Source organism: Nocardioides albus, from assembly GCF_014648255.1.
In the GTDB taxonomy this organism is placed as follows: Bacteria; Actinomycetota; Actinomycetes; order Propionibacteriales; family Nocardioidaceae; genus Nocardioides; species Nocardioides albus.
In genome coordinates, this window is the sequence record NZ_BMQT01000002.1 from 555,276 (window position 1) to 575,368 (window position 20,093).

At 66.7% G+C, this 20,093-nt stretch carries 16 protein-coding genes; 11 read left to right on the forward strand and 5 right to left on the reverse strand.

Going from position 1 to position 20,093, the window contains the following annotated elements:
* The first annotated feature begins 30 nt into the window (after positions 1–30).
* The 9 genes from IEY84_RS05905 to IEY84_RS05945 all read left to right on the forward strand — a co-directional run bounded on the left by IEY84_RS05905 (position 31) and on the right by IEY84_RS05945 (position 13,077).
* Entirely contained in the window at positions 31–3,282 is a 3,252-nt protein-coding gene (locus IEY84_RS05905; protein ID WP_183544661.1) for a carboxyl transferase domain-containing protein, read from the forward strand.
* Positions 3,283–3,402: 120 nt separating this feature from the next.
* Positions 3,403–4,092 (forward strand): TetR/AcrR family transcriptional regulator, encoded by a 690-nt coding sequence (locus tag IEY84_RS05910; protein WP_183544659.1) that lies wholly within the window; start codon positions 3,403–3,405, stop codon positions 4,090–4,092.
* A 554-nt stretch (positions 4,093–4,646) separates the two neighbouring features.
* Positions 4,647–6,374: an AMP-binding protein gene (locus tag IEY84_RS05915; protein ID WP_183544657.1), complete on the forward strand. Its 1,728-nt coding sequence runs from the start codon at positions 4,647–4,649 to the stop codon at positions 6,372–6,374.
* A gap of 271 nt (positions 6,375–6,645) precedes the next feature.
* Positions 6,646–7,986, forward strand: a complete 1,341-nt coding sequence (locus tag IEY84_RS05920) for an ABC transporter substrate-binding protein (protein WP_183544655.1) — start codon at positions 6,646–6,648, stop codon at positions 7,984–7,986.
* Between the two features lie 32 nt (positions 7,987–8,018).
* On the forward strand, positions 8,019–9,041 hold the full coding sequence (locus IEY84_RS05925) for an ABC transporter ATP-binding protein (protein WP_183544653.1): 1,023 nt from the start codon (positions 8,019–8,021) through the stop codon (positions 9,039–9,041).
* Positions 9,038–10,072, forward strand: coding sequence for an ABC transporter ATP-binding protein (locus IEY84_RS05930; protein ID WP_183544651.1), 1,035 nt, complete (start codon positions 9,038–9,040; stop codon positions 10,070–10,072). The genes IEY84_RS05925 and IEY84_RS05930 overlap by 4 nt, the downstream gene beginning before the upstream one ends.
* The gene (locus IEY84_RS05935; RefSeq protein ID WP_183544642.1) at positions 10,072–11,016 is read left to right on the forward strand and encodes an ABC transporter permease; all 945 of its coding nucleotides are present in this window, start codon (positions 10,072–10,074) and stop codon (positions 11,014–11,016) included. The genes IEY84_RS05930 and IEY84_RS05935 overlap by 1 nt, the downstream gene beginning before the upstream one ends.
* On the forward strand, positions 11,016–11,888 hold the full coding sequence (locus IEY84_RS05940) for an ABC transporter permease (RefSeq protein WP_183544640.1): 873 nt from the start codon (positions 11,016–11,018) through the stop codon (positions 11,886–11,888). Before IEY84_RS05935 ends, IEY84_RS05940 begins: the two co-directional genes overlap by 1 nt.
* A gap of 1 nt (position 11,889) precedes the next feature.
* Positions 11,890–13,077, forward strand: a complete 1,188-nt coding sequence (locus tag IEY84_RS05945) for a CaiB/BaiF CoA transferase family protein (RefSeq protein ID WP_183544638.1) — start codon at positions 11,890–11,892, stop codon at positions 13,075–13,077.
* Between the two features lie 105 nt (positions 13,078–13,182).
* Here IEY84_RS05945 and IEY84_RS05950 read toward each other — a convergent pair whose 3' ends face one another.
* Both IEY84_RS05950 and IEY84_RS05955 read right to left on the reverse strand, forming a co-directional pair.
* Positions 13,183–14,409, reverse strand: coding sequence for an acyl-CoA dehydrogenase family protein (locus IEY84_RS05950; RefSeq protein ID WP_183544636.1), 1,227 nt, complete (start codon positions 14,407–14,409; stop codon positions 13,183–13,185).
* A 39-nt stretch (positions 14,410–14,448) separates the two neighbouring features.
* Positions 14,449–15,561 (reverse strand): acyl-CoA dehydrogenase family protein, encoded by a 1,113-nt coding sequence (locus IEY84_RS05955; protein ID WP_183544634.1) that lies wholly within the window; start codon positions 15,559–15,561, stop codon positions 14,449–14,451.
* Between the two features lie 102 nt (positions 15,562–15,663).
* Here IEY84_RS05955 and IEY84_RS05960 point away from each other — a divergent pair, with 102 nt between their 5' ends.
* Together IEY84_RS05960 and IEY84_RS05965 are read left to right on the forward strand one after the other, a co-directional pair.
* Positions 15,664–16,467, forward strand: coding sequence for an enoyl-CoA hydratase-related protein (locus IEY84_RS05960; RefSeq protein ID WP_183544632.1), 804 nt, complete (start codon positions 15,664–15,666; stop codon positions 16,465–16,467).
* A gap of 47 nt (positions 16,468–16,514) precedes the next feature.
* Entirely contained in the window at positions 16,515–17,315 is an 801-nt protein-coding gene (locus tag IEY84_RS05965; RefSeq protein ID WP_183544630.1) for an enoyl-CoA hydratase/isomerase family protein, read from the forward strand.
* Between the two features lie 58 nt (positions 17,316–17,373).
* Here IEY84_RS05965 and IEY84_RS05970 read toward each other — a convergent pair whose 3' ends face one another.
* Genes IEY84_RS05970 through IEY84_RS05980 form a run of 3 tightly spaced genes read right to left on the reverse strand, consistent with a single transcriptional unit; the run spans position 17,374 to position 20,086 of the window.
* On the reverse strand, positions 17,374–18,231 hold the full coding sequence (locus tag IEY84_RS05970; RefSeq protein WP_183544628.1) for an ABC transporter permease: 858 nt from the start codon (positions 18,229–18,231) through the stop codon (positions 17,374–17,376).
* Positions 18,228–19,181, reverse strand: coding sequence for an ABC transporter permease (locus tag IEY84_RS05975; protein ID WP_183544626.1), 954 nt, complete (start codon positions 19,179–19,181; stop codon positions 18,228–18,230). Before IEY84_RS05975 ends, IEY84_RS05970 begins: the two co-directional genes overlap by 4 nt.
* On the reverse strand, positions 19,178–20,086 hold the full coding sequence (locus tag IEY84_RS05980) for an ABC transporter ATP-binding protein (protein ID WP_183544624.1): 909 nt from the start codon (positions 20,084–20,086) through the stop codon (positions 19,178–19,180). Before IEY84_RS05980 ends, IEY84_RS05975 begins: the two co-directional genes overlap by 4 nt.
* Between the last annotated feature and the right edge of the window lie 7 nt (positions 20,087–20,093).

Sequence of the window (20,093 nt, forward strand, 5' to 3'; positions counted from 1 at the left end):
TGGAGGCACCGAACTACCCGATGAGGTGCGATGAGTAAGATCTTGGTGGCGAATCGAGGCGAGATTGCGGTCCGGATCATCCGGGCTCTTCACGAGCTGGGACTAGAGGCTGTCGCGGTGTATCCGGCCGACGATGCCGGATCGCTCCACGTGCGTCGGGCTGACGAGTCTGTCCAACTGCCCGGAACCGGCGCTGCGGCCTACCTTCACGTCGAGGCGATCGTCGCTGCGGCACGCGAAGTCGGAGCCGAGGCCCTCCATCCGGGCTACGGCTTCCTGAGCGAGAACGCCGAGCTCGCCCGGGCCTGCGCGAAGGAGGGGATCCGCTTTATCGGTCCTTCTCCTGAAGTACTTGAACTGTTCGGTGACAAGGCCCGGGCGCGCGAGTTCGCCGTTGCCAACGGCGTGCCCGTCACACCCGGCACCAGCGGTGGCACCTCGCTCGAGGAGATGCAGGCCTTCGCTGTCGAGCACGGCGGCGTGATGATCAAGGCACTCGCCGGTGGCGGCGGCCGCGGTATGCGCGCAGTGCCGGAGCCGACCGCCGAGTTGGTCGCCGACGCCTACGAGCGCTGCGCTTCCGAGGCTCAGTCGGCCTTCGGCAACGACGACCTCTACGTCGAGCGGCTGCTGCCGCATGCCCGGCACATCGAGGTCCAGATCGTCGCCGATGGCCAGGGCGGCGTGCAGCATCTGTGGGAGCGTGACTGCAGCATCCAGCGCCGCCACCAGAAGCTCATCGAGGTCGCCCCCGCAACGGCGCTCGCCGCCGGCCTGCGCGAGCGGATCCTGGCCGCAGCGGTCACGCTTGCCCGGTCGGCCGGCTACCGCGGTATCGGCACGTTCGAGTTCCTCGTGCCAGCTGACGGCAGCGAGGTCTGGTTCATGGAGGCCAACCCGCGTCTGCAGGTGGAGCACACGGTGACCGAGGAGGTCACCGGCGTCGACCTGGTCAAGACCCAGGTCGCCATCGACTCGGGCCGCTCTCTCGCCGACCTCGGCCTTACCGAACCGCCCGCGGTGCGTGGCGTCGCTATTCAGTCCCGTGTCAACGCTGAGACGCTCGACGTTTCGGGCGAGCCGCACCCCGGCGTCGGCACAGTCACCGGGTTCACGCCGCCGACCGGCCCCGGGGTTCGTGTCGACACGTGCGCCTATCCGGGCTACACCGTGAGCCCGCGATATGACTCCCTGCTCGCAAAGGTGATCGTCCATGCTGACGACCTCTCCACCGCGGTCGCGCGCAGCACCGCTGCACTGGCGGAGCTCGAGGTCGAGGGCGTCCCGACGAACGCCGCTCTGCTGCATGGCCTGATGACCCAGCCCGATTTCACCGCTGGTGGCTGGGACACCGGCTACCTGACCGCCCGACTCGACGACCTGCTCGATCACCGCCTCGTGCCGCGCTCCTGCGCGCCGGTCGCGGCGGCCGGCTCGCGCCGTGTGGAGGTGCCGGCCGACGCGACCGCCGTGCGGGCACCGATGGCGGGCGTGATCGTTGCCTTCACCGCGGTGCCGGGTGACGTTGTACGCGCTGGTGCGCCGATGCTCGTGCTCGAGGCGATGAAGATGGAGCACGTGGTGCGGGCTGACCACGACCTCCGCCTGACTCAGACCCTGGTCGAACTGGGTGACCTTGTCGACGCCGCGGCGCCCCTGATGATTGGTGAGGCCGTCGATGCTGACGATACCGGCGTGACCAACGGTCACGTCGTCGAAGACGTGGACGAGGAAGATTGGTCGCCCGAGGTGGCCGAACTGGCCCGCCGCAAGGAGTGGGCGCAGCAGATGGGTGGGCCCGAGAAGGTCTCGCGGGTCCATGCCGCCGGCCGGATGGATGTGCGCTCCCGTGTCGAGGCCTTCGCCGATGCCGGCTCCTTCCGCGAGATCGGCGTGCTGACCGGCTTCGCAACACGGGACGAGTGGGGCGAAGCAACCTCGGTCACGCCAGCGAACTTCGTAGCGGGGGAGGTCCGAGTCGACGGACGTAAGGTTCTCGTCGGTGCGGATGACTTCTCGGTACGCGGCGGTTCTGGAGACATGGCCGTCCACGAGAAGCAGATCTTCTGGGAGAGGTACGCGGGGGAGATGCGGCTGCCAATGGTGCGTCTGCTCGACGGTCAGAGCGGCGGTGGCAGCGTGAAAATGGCTCAGGAGTCCGGCTACACGTACGTCCCGGTCAACCCCGCGTGGGACTCCGTGGTGGACAACCTCTCGGTGGTGCCCGTGGTGGCGGCCGGCCTGGGACCCACCGTCGGTCTGGGGGCCGCACGCCTGGTGATGTCGCACCTGGCTGTGCTCGTCGAGGGCGTCGGGCAGCTCTTCACCGCCGGTCCGCCAGTGGTGAAGGGCGGCACGGGGGAGGACCTCACCAAGGAGGAGCTCGGCGGTGCTGAGATCCATCGAGGCACTGGGAGCGTCGAGCGTTTCGCCAGGGACGAGGCCGAGGCCTTCGACATCGTGCGCCGTTTCCTGTCCTACCTGCCTTCGAGCGTGTATGATCTTCCGCCGGTGGTGCCCAGCAGCGACCCGACTACGCGTCGCGATGAGCTGCTGCTGTCGGCGGTCCCGCGCAACAAGCGCCGGCCTTACGAGATCGAACCGATCATGGAGGCCGTCTTCGATTCTGGATCAGTCTTCACCTATGCCGAATACGGCGACGGAACCGTCACAGCGCTCGCTCGCCTCGATGGGCACCCAGTCGGCGTCATCGCCGCCGACCCGATGCAGGGCGCCACCATGTCGGTCGAGGGCGCATTGGCGATGACCCGTCTGGTCGACCTGTGCGAGACCTTCCACTTGCCCCTGGTCAGCCTCACCGACCAGGCCGGGATGACGATCGGGTCAGTTGCTGAGCGCCGCGCCACCATCCGCCATGGTGCTCGGGCGATAAGTGCCGTCTACCAGACCCGGGTGCCACAGGGCGAGATCATCATGCGGCGCGTGTACGGAGTCGGCGGCGCAGGCATCATCAACAGGCACCGGGCTAACCGGAGTTGGGCGTGGCCGTCGGGCGATTGGGGCTCCTTGCCTGTTCAGGGCGGCATCGAGGCCGCCTTCAGGGCACAGATCGAGGCGGCCGACGACCCCGAAGCCGAGAAGGATCGACTCACCACCCAACTCACGGCGGTGACCTCGCCGTTCCGGACCGCCGAGCGATTCGGGGTTCAGGACCTCATCGACCCGCGCGATAGTCGGGAGCTGCTCTGCGATTGGGTGCACGATGCCTACCGTCTGCTGCCCTCTCTCGTCGGGCGTCCGCAGTTCGGCACACGCCCGTGACCCGGCAGTCTGGCCGGGGTGGCTACCGCTCAGGCATATTGACGTCGGATTCAGTTAAGATGAGATATAGATTCAGGTGTGGCCGTCCGGGCCGCGCCGGACTGGAGCAGAGGAACCAAAATGTCGACCACCGAGGGAGCCGTCAGCCCGGCTGAGGGGGAGGTCGGGCGCCACCCGGTCACCCGGAGGGGCGCGCGTACGCGGCAGGGTCTCATCGAGGCGGCCCGGGTCGTCTTCGAGCGTGACGGTTACCTCAACGCTCGACTGACAGACATCACGATCGAGGCCAGGTGCTCTACCGGCACGCTCTACACCTACTTCACGGGCAAGGAAGAGATCTTCGCCGCCGTGATGGAGGCAGCGAAGAACGAGATGCTCCACCCCGGCACGCCACACGTGAGTGAGGATGAGGAGCCGTCCGTCATCATCGAGGCCAGCAACCGCGCATACCTGGAGTCCTACCAACGCAACGCCAAGCTGATGCAACTGCTCGAACAGGTCGCCAACGTCGACCCCGACTTCCGGAAGATGCGTCTCGAGCGCGGTCACACGTTCGTCGAACGCAATGCCAAGGGCATTGAGGATCTGCAGCGGCGCGGGCTCGCCGACCCCGACCTCGACCCGATGATGACGTCGCGCGCCCTCTCCGGAATGATCAGTCGACTCGCTTTCAACGCCTTCGTCCTCCACGACGGCGAGGACTTCGACGAGCTGCTTTACACCGCCACCCTCGTATGGTGCAACACGCTCCGCATCGACCACCACCTCGAGCGCCATGTGGCGTCAGCCACCTCCACCGAAGCCAAGTAGCGGGCCCAAGACCAGTCGACCGGGTTCACGATCAGGGTTGCAGCTCTCAATGTGAGCCCGGTCGAACTATTTGATCGCCCTGCCGGTCGAGCCCTTTGTGGCTGAGGTCGCCTTGCCGGCACGACCCGCTCTTCGGAATCAGAAAGTCGAGCGAGGAGCTCCGGCATGTCAGGAGACATCCTGAGGTAGTCCAGATCTTCGAGTGGCATGCCCCATGATCGGTGTTGTCATATGGCATCTCCATGCCCGCTCCCATCGGACCTGCTCCCATCGGACCCGCTCCCATCGGACCCGCTCGGCTAAGCCGGCGTATCCAGCGCCTTGGCCAACAGTTGCCGCACTGTCGGCTACGGCGTGAGCGGCGCCAGATCGGGCCTCTGTCGCCTTGACGCGTGATCCCGCTCCGCCTGCCTCCTGCGCCCAGGCGGATGACCACCGCTCGGTCGAGCCAGCGGGAGGTTTTGCTCAGAAGCAGTGACGCTGATCACTCTGTCGGCTAAAGTGACGTTGACATCGACTTCAGATTAATCTGTGAGTGGAAGACGAGGGATCGGATGACGACGACCGTGCCGCCGCATGTGAGCAAGATCGAGGACTACCTAGCACGGCTGCGTGACCTCCGCTCGGAGATCTGGCCTTTGGAGGTGCCGCGCGAGGTGATCTACCCGCTCGGCCAGATCACGATCACTGAGCACATCAGGCGCTGGGCGAGGGTGCGCGGCGACCACGCGGCAGTCGTATGGCACGGCCGCACCGTGACCTACGCAGAGCTCGACCGGCTCAGCGACCGAGTCGCCGCCCACCTCGCTCACCGAGGTCTGGGACCAGGCGACCGTGTGGCCGTGATGATGCCCAACCTGCCGCAGTTCCTGGTGACCTTCTTCGGCATCCTCAAAGCCGGCTGCGTGCACGTGCCGATCAACCCGATGTTCCGTCGGCTGGAAGTGCGCTACGAGATCGAAGACACCGGGGCCCGGCTTGCCTTCGTCCTCGACGACCTGATCGAGGAGTTCGCCGCCGGTGCAGAGGACACCAGCATCACCGAAGTCGTCGCGACCTCCGTGCGCGACTTCCTGCCGGAGAGTGAGCCGTTGCCGCCGGGGGCCCAGGACGGCGTACCCCCGGCACCCGGCGCCGTGCGGTTCCTCGACGTCATCGGCCGCGACGACCTCCCCGTTCCGGACGACCCTGGCGACCTCGACGCGCTGGCGGCACTCAACTACACCGGCGGAACCACCGGCATGCCGAAGGGATGCGAACACACCCAGCGCGACATGCTCTACACCGCCGCCACCGGCGGGGTGCAGGGCACCGCCATCACCCAGGACTCGGTGTTCCTGCTCTACCTGCCGGTCTTCTGGATCGCGGGCGAAGACGGCTTCCTGGTGCCACTGACGGCTGGCGCAACGCTGGTGCTGCAATACCGCTACGACGCCGACGAGACGGCACGTGCAATCGACCGCCACCAGGCCACCTCCTTCGTTGGCACGGTCGACAACGTGATCGAGGTCATGGAAGCGGCGCAGCGGCTCGGCACCAGTCTTGCCAGCCTCGAGCAGGTCACCTCGATGTCCTTCGTCACCAAGCTCTCCGCCCAGGTGCGTGAGCGCTGGGCAGCCGAGAGCGGCTCATCGGCGGTCCTGCGCGAGAGCTCCTACGGGATGACTGAGGACCACACCATGGACACCTTCACGCGTGGTCTTGAGGCGATCGACCTCGCAGGGAGACCCGGCTTCGTCGGCATCCCGATGCCAGGCACTGATGTGGCGATCGTCGACTTCCTCACCGAGGAACTGATGCCGATCGGAGAGGAGGGCCAGATCATTGTGCGCGCGCCCAGCCTGATGCGTGGCTACTACGGCAAGCCCGAGGCCACTGCCGACACGTTGCGGGACGGCTGGCTCTTCACCGGTGACTCCGGCCTGATTGACGAGCGTGGCTGTTTGCACTACCTGGGCCGGCGCAAGGAGATGCTGAAAGTCAACGGGATGAGCGTCTTCCCGTCCGAGTTGGAGTTCCAGCTCAGCCAGCATCCTGACATCACCGCAGTCGGCGTGGTGGGCCAGACGGATCACTCCAAAGGCGAGGTGCCCCTCGCATTCGTCGAACTTCGAGATGGCGTGGAGCTCAGCCCTGACGACATCCGCGACTGGAGCAGGCAGAACATGGCGCCGTACAAGGTGCCGCTCGTTCGCGTGCTGCCTGAGATCCCCCTGGCTCCCACGGGCAAGGTGCTCAAGCGCGAGCTCGAACGACTGGCCAGCAGCCCCAGCGAGGGCTAGTCGCCCCTCCGCCGCAGCTGCGCGGAACTACTCAGGCAGTGCCGCGTCGAGGTCGACGCCACCCTGTCATTGCCCTGGAAGGACCACACTCGTGAAACGCATCATCCGTTACCCCTTGACACTCTTAGCAGTGTTGACGCTCATGCTCGGAGTCGCCTCCTGCGGGAGCTCATCCGATGCAAGCAGCGCCGACCGCGTGCTTCAGGTCGCTTCTCCGGCCGATATCTCCAGTCTCGATCCGATCCGTGGCAACTCGGGGTCCGATCACGTGATGCTCTACCCGATGTATGCCACTCTGATCAGCTTCGACAAGGGGCTGACACCCCAGCCAGGGCTGGCAGAGTCGTGGGAGCAGAAGTCGCCGACCGAGCTGGTGCTCCACCTGCGCAAGGGCGTGACCTTCCACGACGACACGCCATTCGACGCGGGGGCGGTCAAGTACAACCTCGAGCGTGCTCTCGGCCCGGGATCGAACATCGCCCCGGACATTGCAGCCGTCAAGCAGGTCCGGGTCGATGATGCGGCCACGGTGACATTGCTGCTCTCCCAGCCCGACTCCTCGATCGTGATGGCGCTGGCCGACCGCGCCGGGATGATGGTCTCGCCAACCGCCGCTGAGAAGGCCGGCGGCGACATGTCTGCCGACCCGGTGGGAGCCGGTCCGTGGAAGTTTGTCGAGTGGAGGCGCGGGAGCCTCATCCGCTACGAGCGCTTCGCGGATTACTGGGACAAGGAAGCCACCGTCGCAAAGGGCCTGGACATCGCGATCATGCCCGACCCCAAGACCCGCGTGACATCTCTGCGCTCGGGTCAGCAGGACATCGCATTGATGATCTCGCCCGAGGACGCTCAAGGCCTTGAGAACGCCTCTGGCGTCGAGCTCGAGCAGAACCCGCAGCTCTACCTCGACCAGATCTACTTCAACCGCAGCGCCGAGGGCCTCAGGGATCCGCGGGTGCGGCGCGCCCTCAGCCTCGCCATCGACCGCGAGTCGATCCTCAAGAGCGCCTACTTCGGTCGCGGCCAAGCGTCGTCGGCCTTTATGCCGCACGATTATTGGGCCAGCCCGCCCGACGAGGTCGACTATCCCTACGACCCCGCGGAGGCGAAGAAGCTGCTCGCCGCGGCCGGTGCCACCGGACTCACCTTCGACATGATCGCCAACGCCAACTCCCACACCGTGCGGCTTGGGGAGATCATCAAGGAGCAGTGGGCCGCCGTGGGCGTGACGGTCAACATTCGTCCGCTCGAGGTCGTACAGGCGTCCAACGACTACTTCAACGACCGCAAGGCACCGGCCTTGCTCTCCGCCTGGACTGGGCGCCCCGACCCGGCTATGACCTACCGCCTCATGTTCACCGATGAGGCGTACTTCAACACCTCCGACGAGGGCAGCCCTGGTCTCGCTGAGGCTTTCGCGAAGGTCGACGAGGCCACCACCCCGGACGAGCGGAAGCCGGGCCTCGACGAGGCGGCGACTGCCGTCTACGAAGACACCCCCGTGGTCCCGCTGGTCTTCCCCGACAGCATGGTCGGACTCAGCGACGACGTCACCGGCTTCGAGAACAACCTGCTCGGAAAGCCCAAGTTCGTAGGGATCAGCTTCCAGTGAGCCCTTCCGCCGGCGTATGGAAGGAGCACCCTATGACTGCCACGCCGACTTCGTCCCGACCCAAGGTAGCCGCCCCCCTTCTGGAGGTGGAGGATCTGTCGTTGAGCTTCCGAAGCGGCTCGGGTGAGGCCAGGGTGCTCCACGACGTCTCGTTCTCCGTTGGCTCAGGCGAGATCGTCGGTCTCGTGGGGGAGAGTGGTAGCGGCAAGACCGTGACTTCGCTCGCGCTCGCCGGGCTGCTCGACCCCCGCACCGCGGTGACCAGCGGCAATGCGACGCTCAACGGCGAACCGTTGCTGGGCCGTGGGTCGGCGAATCGGTCCGACCTGCCGTTGGCGATGATCTTTCAGGAGCCGATGACCGCGCTCGATCCGGTCTTCACGATCGGCTCGCAGCTAATGGAGACGCTCACCCACCGCCAGGGGAAGTCGCGCAAGGAGGCCAAGCGGGAGGCGCTGGTTCTGCTGGAGCAGGTCGGAATCTCTGACCCAAGGGCTCGCCTTGCCTCCTATCCGCATCAGCTCTCCGGCGGCATGCGCCAGCGCGTCATGATCGCGATCGCCCTAGCCTGCGCCCCACGTCTGCTGATCGCCGATGAGCCGACCACGGCGGTCGACGTGACCATCCAGGCGCAGCTGCTGGAGCTGATCAAACGGCTCTCGGTAGAGCGGGATATGTCGGTCCTCTTCATCACCCACGATCTCGGGGTCGTGGCCGAGACCTGCGATCGGATGATCACGATGTACGCCGGCAGGATTGTCGAACAGGGTGAGGTCGAACAGGTGCTGTCCAAGCCTCGCCACCCGTACACCGCGGGCTTGCTGGCCGCGCTGCCTTCTCCGGAGACGCGCGGCCGCACCCTTGCCGCCATCCCAGGTCGGGTACCCCCGCCGACTCAGGTGGTCACGGGGTGCGTTTTCGCCGAGCGGTGTGACCACCGAGCCGACGAGTGCGGCGAGCCGCAGGACCTGGCCGGCAGTACCCACCAGGTGCGGTGCGTGCGCTCGGCGGAACTCACGCTTATCGGGGCACAGCGGCTGGAGGTGGGGCGATGAGCGCGTTGCAGAAGGGGCCCGACGAGGCCGCTGGAGGTGAACGGCGTGCGCCGCTGCTCGAGTTGCGGCAGGTCAGCGTCCGGTATCCGGTGGGCGGCCGTCGACGGCTGACCGCAGTCGATGCTGTCGACCTCCGGGTGCATGAGGGCGAGACCCTCGGCATCATCGGTGAGAGCGGCTCCGGAAAGTCGACGATCGCGCGGGCCGTTCTCGGGCTGGCACCGGTGTCGTCAGGCAAGCTGCTGTGGCAGGGCGAAGACGTCTCGGGCTTTGATCGTGCTCAGCGGCGCGAGTTCGTCCAGGCGGTGCAGATGGTCTTCCAGGACCCGCACAGCGCCCTCGACCCCCGGCGAACCATCGCCCAGAGCGTGCGTGAGCCGCTTGACGTGATGCGCCGGGGCGTCCGTGGCTCCCGCCAGGAGGTCGCGATGCAGGCCCTCGCGGACGTGGGCCTCACCGCAGAGATTGCGGGTCGCTACCCTCACCAGCTCAGTGGTGGTCAAAAGCAGCGGGCCAACATTGCCCGGGCGCTTGTCACCCGACCGCGTCTGTTGATCTGCGACGAGTCCGTGGCGGCGCTGGACGTCGCCTTGCAAGCCGAGATTCTCAACCTGCTGCAGGATCTGAAGGTCAACTACCAGTTGACGATCATGTTCATCAGCCACGACCTGAGCGTTGTCGCGCACCTGGCCGACCGGATGAACGTCGTCTACCTCGGTCAGGTGGTGGAGGACGCGACTACGACCTCGATGGTCGATCAGCCGCGCCACCCGTACAGTGAGGCGTTGCTGTCGGCCCAACCGCACGTCAACCTGCACGAGGAAACCAATCGCATCGTGCTGACAGGCGATATCCCCAGTCCGCTAGATCCGCCACCCGGCTGCCGGTTCCATACCCGTTGTCAGCACGCTATCGACCGGTGTGCGACGACCACCCCCGAGCTGACTGAGGCCCTGCCCGATCACTGGGCCGCCTGTTTGCGCACCGAGGAGCTCTACGGCTTGACCGGGCGTGCGAAGGAGCTGATCTGATGCGAGTACTGCGGGTGGTGGGCACCAGCCTGCTCACGGCGGTTCCTACCCTGATCCTGGCCACTTTCATCGTGTTCTTCATGCAACGGCTTATTCCGGGCGATCCTGCCGTAGCCCTCGCGGGCGAGTACGCCACCCCCGAACGGCTCGCCGAGATCCGGGCCGACCTCGGCCTCGACCAGCCCATGCTCGTGCAGTATTGGGACTGGATCAGAAATGCCTTCACTGGCAATCTGGGCGCGTCCTTCCTGTCTGGGCAGCCGGTGACGGAGCAGATCCTGTCGCGGCTGCCGCTGACCCTGCTCCTCACTCTCTTCGCGCTGATCGTTGCGGTCGTTATCGGTCTCCCGACTGGGGTCTGGGCTGCCCAGAACGCGGAGAGCCGGCTGGATCGGTTCCTCACGACCTCGGCCACGCTTGGTCTAGCTATGCCGAACTTCTGGCTCGGCATGATGCTGATCATCGTTTTCTCGATGGGGCTCGGACTCTTCCCGGGGCCGGGCGGGCCCTCCCTTCAAGACGACCCGGCCGAGGCCTTACGCGGGTTGGTGTTGCCGGCGATGGCCCTGGGCCTCGTGGGTGGGGCCGAGATCTGCCGGCAGGTGCGCAGCGCCATGATCGAGAATCTGGGCGCTGACTACGTGCGCACCCACCGTGCCAAGGCTCTACCTGAGTCCCGCATCGTCTGGCTGCACGCACTGAAGAACTCGAGTCTTCCCTTCGCCACCATCATTGGCCTTCAGGTCTCTCGGCTCATTGGCAGCGCCGTCGTCGTCGAGGCGGTCTTCGGGCTTCCAGGATTGGGCTCGCTGGTCGTCGACGCGACCAACCAGCGTGACTATGCCGTGATCCAGGGTGTTGTGCTGGTAGCGGCGGTTGTCGTGCTGTTCACCAACACCCTCGTCGACATCTCGTACCGCCTTCTGGACCCGAGGATCTCCTGATGACCGCCATCATTGTTGCGGCCGACTCCTTCGTCGGCCCTAGTCGCGAACGCTTCTCCTCCGGCAGGGCGCCGGTCGTGGCCAGCTACGTCATTCTCGCGATCGTGCTGGCTGTCGTCGTGTCGGCCGACCTGATCGCACCGTACGACCCAAACAAGCAGGATCTCGATGCCATCCTGCTCGGCCCGAGCGCGGCGCACCCCTTCGGGACCGATGACCTGGGCCGCGATCTGGTCAGCCGGATGATCTACGGAACCCGAGTGTCCGTCCTGGCCGCTGGCCAGGCTGTTGCCATCGCGGTGCTCATCGGCGTCCCACTCGGCCTGGCGGCGGGCTACGTCGGCAAGGCGGCGGACCTGGTCATCATGCGGGTCGTCGACGCGGTGATGTCCTTTCCCGCCATCGTGTTGGCCATCGGTATCACGGCAACCCTGGGTCCGGACATCACCACAGCGATGACCGCGGTCGGAGTGGTGATGGCCCCGACGATCATCCGGCTCATGCGCGCACAGACGATGAGCGTGAAGGGGGCGACCTTCGTGGAGGCGGCCCGCTCGTTCGGGGCCCGCGGGGTGCGGCGCCTGATACTGCCCCACATACTGCCCAATGTGATTCAGCCGGTGCTGGTGCAGATCGCCATCCTTATGGGCTTCGCGCTGATCGCCGAAGCGAGCCTGAGCTTCCTGCAGCTCGGCGTGCAGCCACCGACAGCCTCCTGGGGCTCGGTGCTCTCGCGCGCGTACACGTTCTTTGACCAGACGCCGATGCAGATCTTCATCCCGGGGATCGCCATCGCGCTGACCGTCTTTGCGCTCAACATCATCGGTGACGACGTGCAGCGTCGCCTCGACCCCAAACGGAAGGGGCGCTGAAATGGTGCCGACGGCCCCCGGTAGGGGAGCGCTCCGAGGAATCCGCGTCCTCGAGCTCACCCACGCCATCGCAGGCCCTCACGCAGGACAGATGCTGGCTGACCACGGCGCTGATGTGATCAAGGTGGAGCCTCCGACGGGCGAGCTGGCGCGTGGCGCCTACCCGCTCGTCGAGGGTGAGAGCATCTACTTCGCCACCCACAACCGTGGCAAGCGCAGCGTCGCCCTGAACCTGAAGTCGGCCGACGGGCTCGCCGCGCTCCGCGCCCTGATCGCGAACGCCGACGTGCTGTTGACCAACTACGCCGACGGCGTGCCCGACCGCCTCGGGTTCGGGTACGCCGCCGTGGCCGAACTGAACCCGTCGCTGGTGATGACCCACATCACTGGCTTCGGGCCCGACGCCGACTGGGCACCGCCCGTCGCCTTCGATGGCGTCATCCAGGCAATGAGCGGGATCGCCGACCTCACTGGTCACCCCGGCTCGACGGCCACCTTCAGCGGAGTCTTCCCCGCCGATCACCTGGCGTCTTACCACGCCGTGCTCGGCACCATGTTGGCTTTGCGCGAGCGCTCACTCACCGGCACCGGCCAGCTGGTGCCGGTCAGCATGCTCGACTCCTACCAGACGCTGATGGCACACGAGGTCGGGCTGGTGGCCGAAGGCACTCCGAGTACGCGAGTCGGCAACACGGTGCCCGGCGCCTTCGCAGACGTCTTCCCCGCACGCGACGGTGCGGTCTTCATCTCGCCGCTCGGCCAGCCGACCTGGGAGCGCTTCTGGAGCGCACTCGGTGAGCGCAGGGTCGTCGAGGAGGTGGCGTACGCAGATTCCTTGGGATCGGAGTATGAGGACCTTCGCGACACCGTCGTGACGTGGGTTGCTGAGCACTCAGTCGCCGAGGTCTGCGCTGTGATGAACGAGGCACGAGTGCCGCACGGTCCGATGACGACGGCGGCCGACGCGGTCACCGCGATGGCCCAGCCTCACCGTGACCGGATCCGCGAGGTCACCACGCCGTCCGGTCGCCGGGTGTCCACCCCGGCGCCGCCGCTACGCACCGGCCTGGTCGACCACCACCTCACCATGCGGATACCGGCGATCGGCGAACACACCGCCGAGGTGCTCGAGCCGGTGCTCGAGCCCGACCTGCTCATGCGCGTACTCGAGGCGGCGGACTCGGTCTGAACCAGCCGGGGCAACACCCGGTGCCACGGACAACAATGGGGCGTCGGGCCTGCAGCCCGACGCCCCGCCACGCGTCTCAGTCATACGCCCCCATGGGGTGCTTGCTCACTGGGCGGGGACCCGCGGCTCGCGCGGCATCCCGAGCACGCGTTCGGCAAGAAGGTTGCGTTGGATCTCGGAGGTGCCGGCGAAGATCGTGCTGGCACGGCCGTTGAGGAAGCCGGTGACCCAGCCGGCAGAGTCCTGCGGCGCACCGGGGGCGTCCGGCCCATCGGGGATCACGGGGCGGCGGCCAGTCGGGATCAGCGCCTCCTCGCCGAGGAGGTCCATGCTGAGCTCCGCGACTACCCGGTGGTACTCCGACCAGTAGAGCTTGTTGAGCGCGGCCTCGGGCCCGATCGGCCGGCCAGCGAGATTGTCGGTGAGTGCCTTGTAGCCCATCAGGCGCATCGCCAGCACGCGTGCGCGACACCAGGCGAGTCGCTCACGGATCGCTGAGTCGCCCGCGCGGCCGCGCTGACGTGCCAGGTCCGTGAGCCGGTCCAGCTCCTCGTCGAAGCGCACCGCCAGGGTCGCTGCGGCGCCGCCACGTTCAAACTCGAGCAGTGCGGTGGCGACCTTCCAGCCGTCACCGGGTTTGCCGATGGTGTTCTCGACTCCGGTGACGGCGTCGGTGAAGAAGGTCTCGTTGAAGTCGGCCTCACCGGAGATCTGCTTGATCGGGCGGCGCTCGACTCCGGGCTGGTCGAGGGGGCACGCGAGCAGGGTCAGACCACGGTGCTTGGGCGCATCGGGGTCTGTGCGCACGAGCACGAAGATCCAGTCAGCCTTGTGTGCGAGCGAGGTCCAGATCTTCTGCCCGTTGATCCGCCAGACGTCGCCGTCCTGCACCGCGGTGGTCTTAGCGCCGGCGAGGTCGGATCCTGATCCCGGTTCCGAGTAGCCCTGGCACCACTTGTCCACGCCGCTGATGATGCGGGGGAGGAAGCGCTGCTTCTGTTCCTCGGTGCCGAAAGCGAGAAGGGTGTTTCCGAACATCTGCAGGCCGAACACGTCGTTGCCGACACCTAGCGGGAGACCGGCGCGGGTCAGCTCCTCGGCGACGGCGACATGATACTCCGGCGATAGGCCGCCGCCGCCGTACTCCTTGGGATAGGAGACGGCGATGTAGCCCGCTTCGTAGAGTTGGCGGCGGATGTCCTCGGAGAACTTCTCGAACTCGGCGAGCTCGAGCTGGCCGCTGCCTGCGAAGTCGTCGGGCAAGATGCTGCGTAGGAAGTCGCCCAGGGTGCGCTGGTATTCCTGCACATCGGGGTTGAAGAATGGCTCCACGATGATCTCCTGATCGGTCGAGTCCGTGACGGGCAGCGGTCAGATATGCAGCAGGTCGGCGACGCGCGCCCGGTGCGCCGCGGCATCCTCGAAAAGGGCCGCGTCGGCCTTGGCACGGCGCAGGTACAGGTGCGCGTGGTGCTCCCAGGTGAAGCCGATGCCACCGTGGATCTGGATGTTGGAGCCGGATGCCTGGTAGGCGGCGTCGGCGGCGGCCTGCTTCGCCATGGAGGCTGCGGCGCTGGCGTCGGGTGTACCCGCACCGAGGGCGAACGCGGCGTAGCGGGCGAGCATGCGAGCGGTTTCGAGCTCGACGAGCGTGTTGGCACAGTGGTGCTTCACGGCCTGGAAGGAGCCGATCGGACGGCCGAACTGGTCGCGGTCTTTGCTCCATGCAACGGACTGGTCCAGGCATGCGCCGGCGAGGCCGACCAGTTCGGCCGCCAAAGCCACCGAGGCGGAGTCGAGGAGGTGTTGGTGGGCGGCGTCGGCATCTGCCGGTGCGATCACCATCCGTCCCGGGGCGCGGGTAAGGGACAGGTGGCCGATCTCGCGGGCTAGATCGAGACCTTCGGCAGCGCGAGCCTCGACTCCATCTGTGTCCTGGTCGACTGCGAACCAGGCCGGACCGTCGACGGTGCGAGCCCGGACCAGCAGTGTCGTGGCGGTCGCGACGTCGGTGACGAACCTCTTCTCGCCGCTGAGCACCCAGCCGCCGCTGGCGGTGGCCTCGGCGCGGGTGCTGGTACCCGGCGCCTCCCAGCTCCCTTGCTCTTCGCGGAGAGCGACCGTGAGAATGCGGCTGCCGGAGGACACGTCGGGCAGGAGCTCAGCCTGCACCTCCTTGGGCGCGAGCCCAAGAAGGTGAGTGCCGAGGAAGGTGGAGAGGTAGGGGCCGGCGTACATCTCGCGACCCATCTCCTCGAGCACGATGGCGGCTTCCAGGGTGCCGGCGCCGGAGCCGCCGTGCTCCTCGTCGATCGTGAGGCCGGTGAGCCCGAGTTGTTCGGCCAGTTGGCGCCACAAGCCGGGATCGAAGACGTAGCCGTCGCGCGAAATGCGCTGACGCTGTCCCTGACCGGCGTGGGTGCTGAGGAAGTCTCGGACGAAATGACGCAGGTCGTCCTGCTCTTGGGTGAACGAGAACCGCATTCGGTGCCGCCTTCGGAGAGGGTGTCGTGGAATGAGCTCTGGCGTGACACTAACCACAATCTGAGGGTGACGTCAACTTTAAATTGAGCTACTGTCGTACGCGTGACCTCCTCATCGACCGTGCTGCTCGAGCGGGACGCCACTGGCGTCGCGACGATTCGCCTCAACCGCCCTGAACGCCTCAACGCAATGAACGATGAACTTCTTGACCGGCTCGTCGAATGCGTCGAAAGGACAGTCGACGATCCAGCGGTCCGTGTCATCGTGGTGACCGGGGTCGGCCGCGGCTTCTGCGTCGGCGGCGATCTCCAGGGTTTCAAGGACGACGGCGCTAAGCCCGGCCCCACCCCCGAGGAGCAGTACGCGGCCCTTCGGAAGCGCGTCCACCTGATCGAACTCCTGCGAGCCTCGCCCGCCGCGAGCGTCGCCGCCGTCAACGGTGCCTGTGCCGGCGCGGGGCTGGGTCTAGCACTCGCCTGTGACCTCCGGGTCGCGCGCGAAGGTGCCGTTTTCCGCAGCGCCTTCCTCGCCGCCGGCCTCTCCGGTGACTTTGCCGGCAGTTGGCTGCTGACAAGGATGTTGGGGGAGGCCAAAGCGAAGGAGATCTATCTACTCGATCACAAGATCTCCGCTGCCGAGGCCGCACGGCTGGGAATGGTCACGGCGGTGCATCCGGCGGTCCGGTTCGAGACAGAGGTCCAAGCTCTGGCCGCTCGACTGGCCGCTACAGCACCCATCGCACTAGCGAACATCAAGCGCAACCTGGCCGACGCGAGCAACCTCAGCCTGGCCGATTTCTGCGACGTCGAGTCCCAGCGTCACATCGACAGTTACCGCACCGAGGACCGGGCCGAGGCCGCTGCGGCTTTCCTTGAACGACGCACGCCGGTCTTCAGCGGCCGCTGAACTGGCGTCGCCCGGACGTATCCACCCCCCATAGCCGAGGAGCACCGATGGACTACCAGCACATCCGCTACGAGACGCTCGAGCCCGGCATCGCCCAACTGACCCTCAACCGGCCCGAGCGGATGAACGCCTACGACGTGGTGACAGCACGCGAGTGCGTGGACGCACTGGCCCGCTACGCGTCCGACGATGAGCAGCGCGTGTTGATCGTGACGGGGGAGGGGCGCGGCTTCTGCTCGGGAGGAGATCTGCGCAGTCACGCCGACGAGGAGATCGCCAGTGGTCGGATGATCGGCCATGCCACCGTCATGCGCGAGGGCTTCCACGCTCTCACTCGGTCTATGCGCCAGTTGACCAAACCGACTATCGCCATGGTCAACGGCCCCGCGGTCGCGGGCGGACTCACCCTGGCCCTGCTGTGCGACCTGCGCATCGCCAGCGACCGCGCCACACTGGGCGACACCTCCGGTAATGCCGGTCTGCTGCCTGATGAGGGCGGTGCCTGGCTCTTCCCCCGCTTCCTCGGCTTGGAGAAGGCCCTTCGGATGACCTACCTCGGAGAGGTGTACGACGCAGAGGAGGCCCTCCGGCTCGGGCTGGTCGGTGAGGTCGTTCCGCATGACGACTTGAGCGACCACACCCTCGCGTTGGCCCGCGGGATCGCCGGGCGCGCCCCGCTCGCAGTGCGCCTGGCCAAGCGAATGATGGTACGCGGCCTGGAAGAGACGCTCGATGCCTCGCTCGATCACGCAGAGATCGCGGTTACCATCACCAACGATTCCGAGGACGTCCAGGAGGGTGTGAAGGCGTTTCTCGACAAGCGGGAGCCCGTCTTCCGCGGTCGCTGAGCTGAGGACGTAAGTGGGCCCGGGACTGACGCCCGGGCCCACTTACGTAGCGCAGGACTCAGCCCACGTCGAGTCCGGCCCGAATTGCGTCGCCGATCCGGCTGATCGAGAACGCCGCTGTCGCGATCAGCAGTCCCGGGATCACGGTGGCGAAGGGCGCCTGGGTGAAGAACAGATAGACGTCGGCGAGGTCGCCACCCCACGACGGGTTCGGCGGAGTGATCCCGAGGCCGAGAAAGCCGAGGGCAGCCTGCACGATGAGGCAGAGACTGGCCAGGCCGCAGACCTGGACGAGCACTGGCCCGAAGGCGTTCGGTAGCACATGTCGCACGGCGGCACGCAAGTCGGACACTCCGAGAGCGCGTGCGGCCCGTAGGTAGTTCGAGCGTCGGATCGGGATGATGTTGCTGCGCAGTAGCATCGCGATGCTGGGCGAGAAGATCACTCCGACAGCGATCATCGACATCGTCAGGCCCGAGCCGACGACGCCGGTGATCGCCACTGCCAAGACGAGCCCGGGGATGGAGAGGAAGGCGTCGGCGACGCGCATGCTGATCTCGTCGGCCACGCCGCCGACGTAGCCGGCGGCCAAGCCCCACGGGATACCGATGGCAAGCATCGTCAGCACGGCGACGGCGGTGCCACGGAAGGCCGCGGTGGCGCCGAACATAGCCCGGCTGAGGACGTCGCGGCCGACCTGGTCGGTGCCAAGCCAATGCGCTGCCGACGGGCCTGCCAGGGTGTTGGCCGAGTTGGTCTGGAGCGGGTCGTGGGGTGCCAGCCAGGGTGCGAGCAGCCCGATCAGGACCATCGCCACAACGACCGCTGCGGCGATGATCGAGCCGGGCGTCCATGCCTTCTTGCGGCGTACGCGGGCACGGGTCGTGGCTTTGGTGGGGAGTGAGATGGCGCTCATGTGGTGGCTTCCTTCCTGCGTCGCGGATCAAGCGCCGTGAGCACGAGGTCGGCGATGAGGGAGAGCAGGACGACGGCGACCGACATCAGCAGCACGATGGCTTGCAGCGAGGGGTAGTCGCGGAAGTGGACGGCGTCGACGATCGCGGACCCGAGCCCTGGCAGTACGAAGACGACGTCGATGATCACCAGCTCGCCGACCAGGGTCGCGGCGAGGAAGGGCATGAAAGACACTACCGGCCCGATCGCGTTCTTCAGCGCGAGGTCGAAGTAGACCCGGCGCGAGCTGATACCCATGGCCCACGCTGTGCGTACATATGGACTCTCCAGCGCCGCCACCATCGTGCTGCGCACGTGACGAGTCATCAGGGCTGTGCTTGGTAGGGCGATGAGGACCACCGGCATCGCGATGGAAGACAGATGCGGGACCAGGCCGTCGGCGAGCGGCGTGTATCCGTTGACCGGCAGGATCCGTAGCGCGACTCCGAGGATCCCGGCCACGATGGTGGCGAACCAGAAGACCGGAAGAGAGACGCCGATGCCGGTCGCGGCGAAGACGAGGCGGCCGAGCCGCGTGCTGCGATGGATCGCGGCGTACATGCCTATGGCGCCGCCTGCGAGGATCGCCAGTAGCATGCCGAGTCCGACGATCTCGACCGTCGAGGCTAGCCGCGGTCCGATCACGTCGGAGACGGGGAGGCCAGTGGCGTACGACGTGCCGAGATCGCCGCGGAGCATTCCTCCCAGCCAGCTGAAGTATTGCTGCCAGATCGGCTGGTCGAGGCCGTAACGCTCGTTGATCATCTTGATCGTATCGGGGTTGTCGGAGCCGCCCAGCAGGGCATCGGCCGGTCCGCCGGGGATGATCACGCGCAGAGCGAAGGTCAGGATCGTGATCAGCAGGATGGTTGGAACCACCACCCGAAGCCGGCCGATCAGCACACGCGTCACGAGTGGCTCCCCTCAGCGATGCGTTCGGCGGCCGGCAGACTTGTGAGGTCCATGTCGAAGGACGGCATCTCGACGAACTCTGTGAGCTCGTGGCCGATACGCGGGATACTGTCGAGGAGTGCTCGGGTGTACGGGTGCTCGGGGGCCCGTATGACGTCGTCGGTCGAGCCACGCTCGACGACGCGTCCGCGGTACATCACAGCGAGCTCGTCGGAGATCTCCTCCAGCACACCGATGTCGTGGGAGATCAGCATGACCGCGAGCCGATGCTCGTCGGCCACCCTCCGGATGATCTCCATGACCTCGCGCTGCACGGTCACATCGAGGGCGGTGGTCGGCTCGTCGGCGAAGATCACGTCGGCACCGCAGACCAGGGCCATCGCGATCATCACCCGCTGGGCCATACCCCCCGAGAGCTCGTGCGGATAGCTGTTCAGCACCCGGTCGGTGTCGTCGAGGCGTACGTCACGCAGCGCGTCGACGACGAGTTCGTGGGCCTCGTCCTGGTTGCAGTCACGGTTGGCCCGCACGGCCAGGGTGAGTTGCTTGCGCACCTGGATCACCGGATTCAGGGCGGCGTTGGTCTCCTGGAAGATCATCGTCATCCCCGAGCCGCGCACCCTGGACAGAGTGCGCTGCCCGACACCCACTAGTTCTTGGTCGCGGAAGCGAATCGAGCCGGTGATGTGCGCTCCGGGCGGGGCAAGGCCGAGTGACGTCAGAGCAGTCATCGACTTGCCGCTGCCGGACTGGCCGGCCACGCCGAGAATGCGACCTTGCCAGAGGTCGAGGCTGACGCCGTTGACGGCTGGCTCGGCGGCGCCGAAGTCGACGATGAGGTCGCGGACCGAGAGTACCGGGCCGTCGGGAACACGGTGCGCGGCGGAGGAACTAGCGCGAGACATGGTGGGC

Bases quoted from the DNA above. Each gene is read 5' to 3' on its own strand.
- IEY84_RS05910 (WP_183544659.1), top strand. From the start codon at position 3,403: ATGTCGACCACCGAGGGAGCCGTCAGCCCGGCTGAGGGGGAGGTCGGG.
- IEY84_RS05980 (WP_183544624.1), bottom strand. From the start codon at position 20,086: ATGTCTCGCGCTAGTTCCTCCGCCGCGCACCGTGTTCCCGACGGCCCG.
- IEY84_RS05905 (WP_183544661.1), top strand. From the start codon at position 31: ATGAGTAAGATCTTGGTGGCGAATCGAGGCGAGATTGCGGTCCGGATC.
- IEY84_RS05970 (WP_183544628.1), bottom strand. From the start codon at position 18,231: ATGAGCGCCATCTCACTCCCCACCAAAGCCACGACCCGTGCCCGCGTA.
- IEY84_RS05955 (WP_183544634.1), bottom strand. From the start codon at position 15,561: ATGCGGTTCTCGTTCACCCAAGAGCAGGACGACCTGCGTCATTTCGTC.
- IEY84_RS05940 (WP_183544640.1), top strand. From the start codon at position 11,016: ATGACCGCCATCATTGTTGCGGCCGACTCCTTCGTCGGCCCTAGTCGC.
- IEY84_RS05930 (WP_183544651.1), top strand. From the start codon at position 9,038: ATGAGCGCGTTGCAGAAGGGGCCCGACGAGGCCGCTGGAGGTGAACGG.
- IEY84_RS05925 (WP_183544653.1), top strand. From the start codon at position 8,019: ATGACTGCCACGCCGACTTCGTCCCGACCCAAGGTAGCCGCCCCCCTT.
- IEY84_RS05920 (WP_183544655.1), top strand. From the start codon at position 6,646: ATGCTCTACCCGATGTATGCCACTCTGATCAGCTTCGACAAGGGGCTG.
- IEY84_RS05935 (WP_183544642.1), top strand. From the start codon at position 10,072: ATGCGAGTACTGCGGGTGGTGGGCACCAGCCTGCTCACGGCGGTTCCT.
- IEY84_RS05915 (WP_183544657.1), top strand. From the start codon at position 4,647: ATGACGACGACCGTGCCGCCGCATGTGAGCAAGATCGAGGACTACCTA.
- IEY84_RS05965 (WP_183544630.1), top strand. From the start codon at position 16,515: ATGGACTACCAGCACATCCGCTACGAGACGCTCGAGCCCGGCATCGCC.
- IEY84_RS05945 (WP_183544638.1), top strand. From the start codon at position 11,890: ATGGTGCCGACGGCCCCCGGTAGGGGAGCGCTCCGAGGAATCCGCGTC.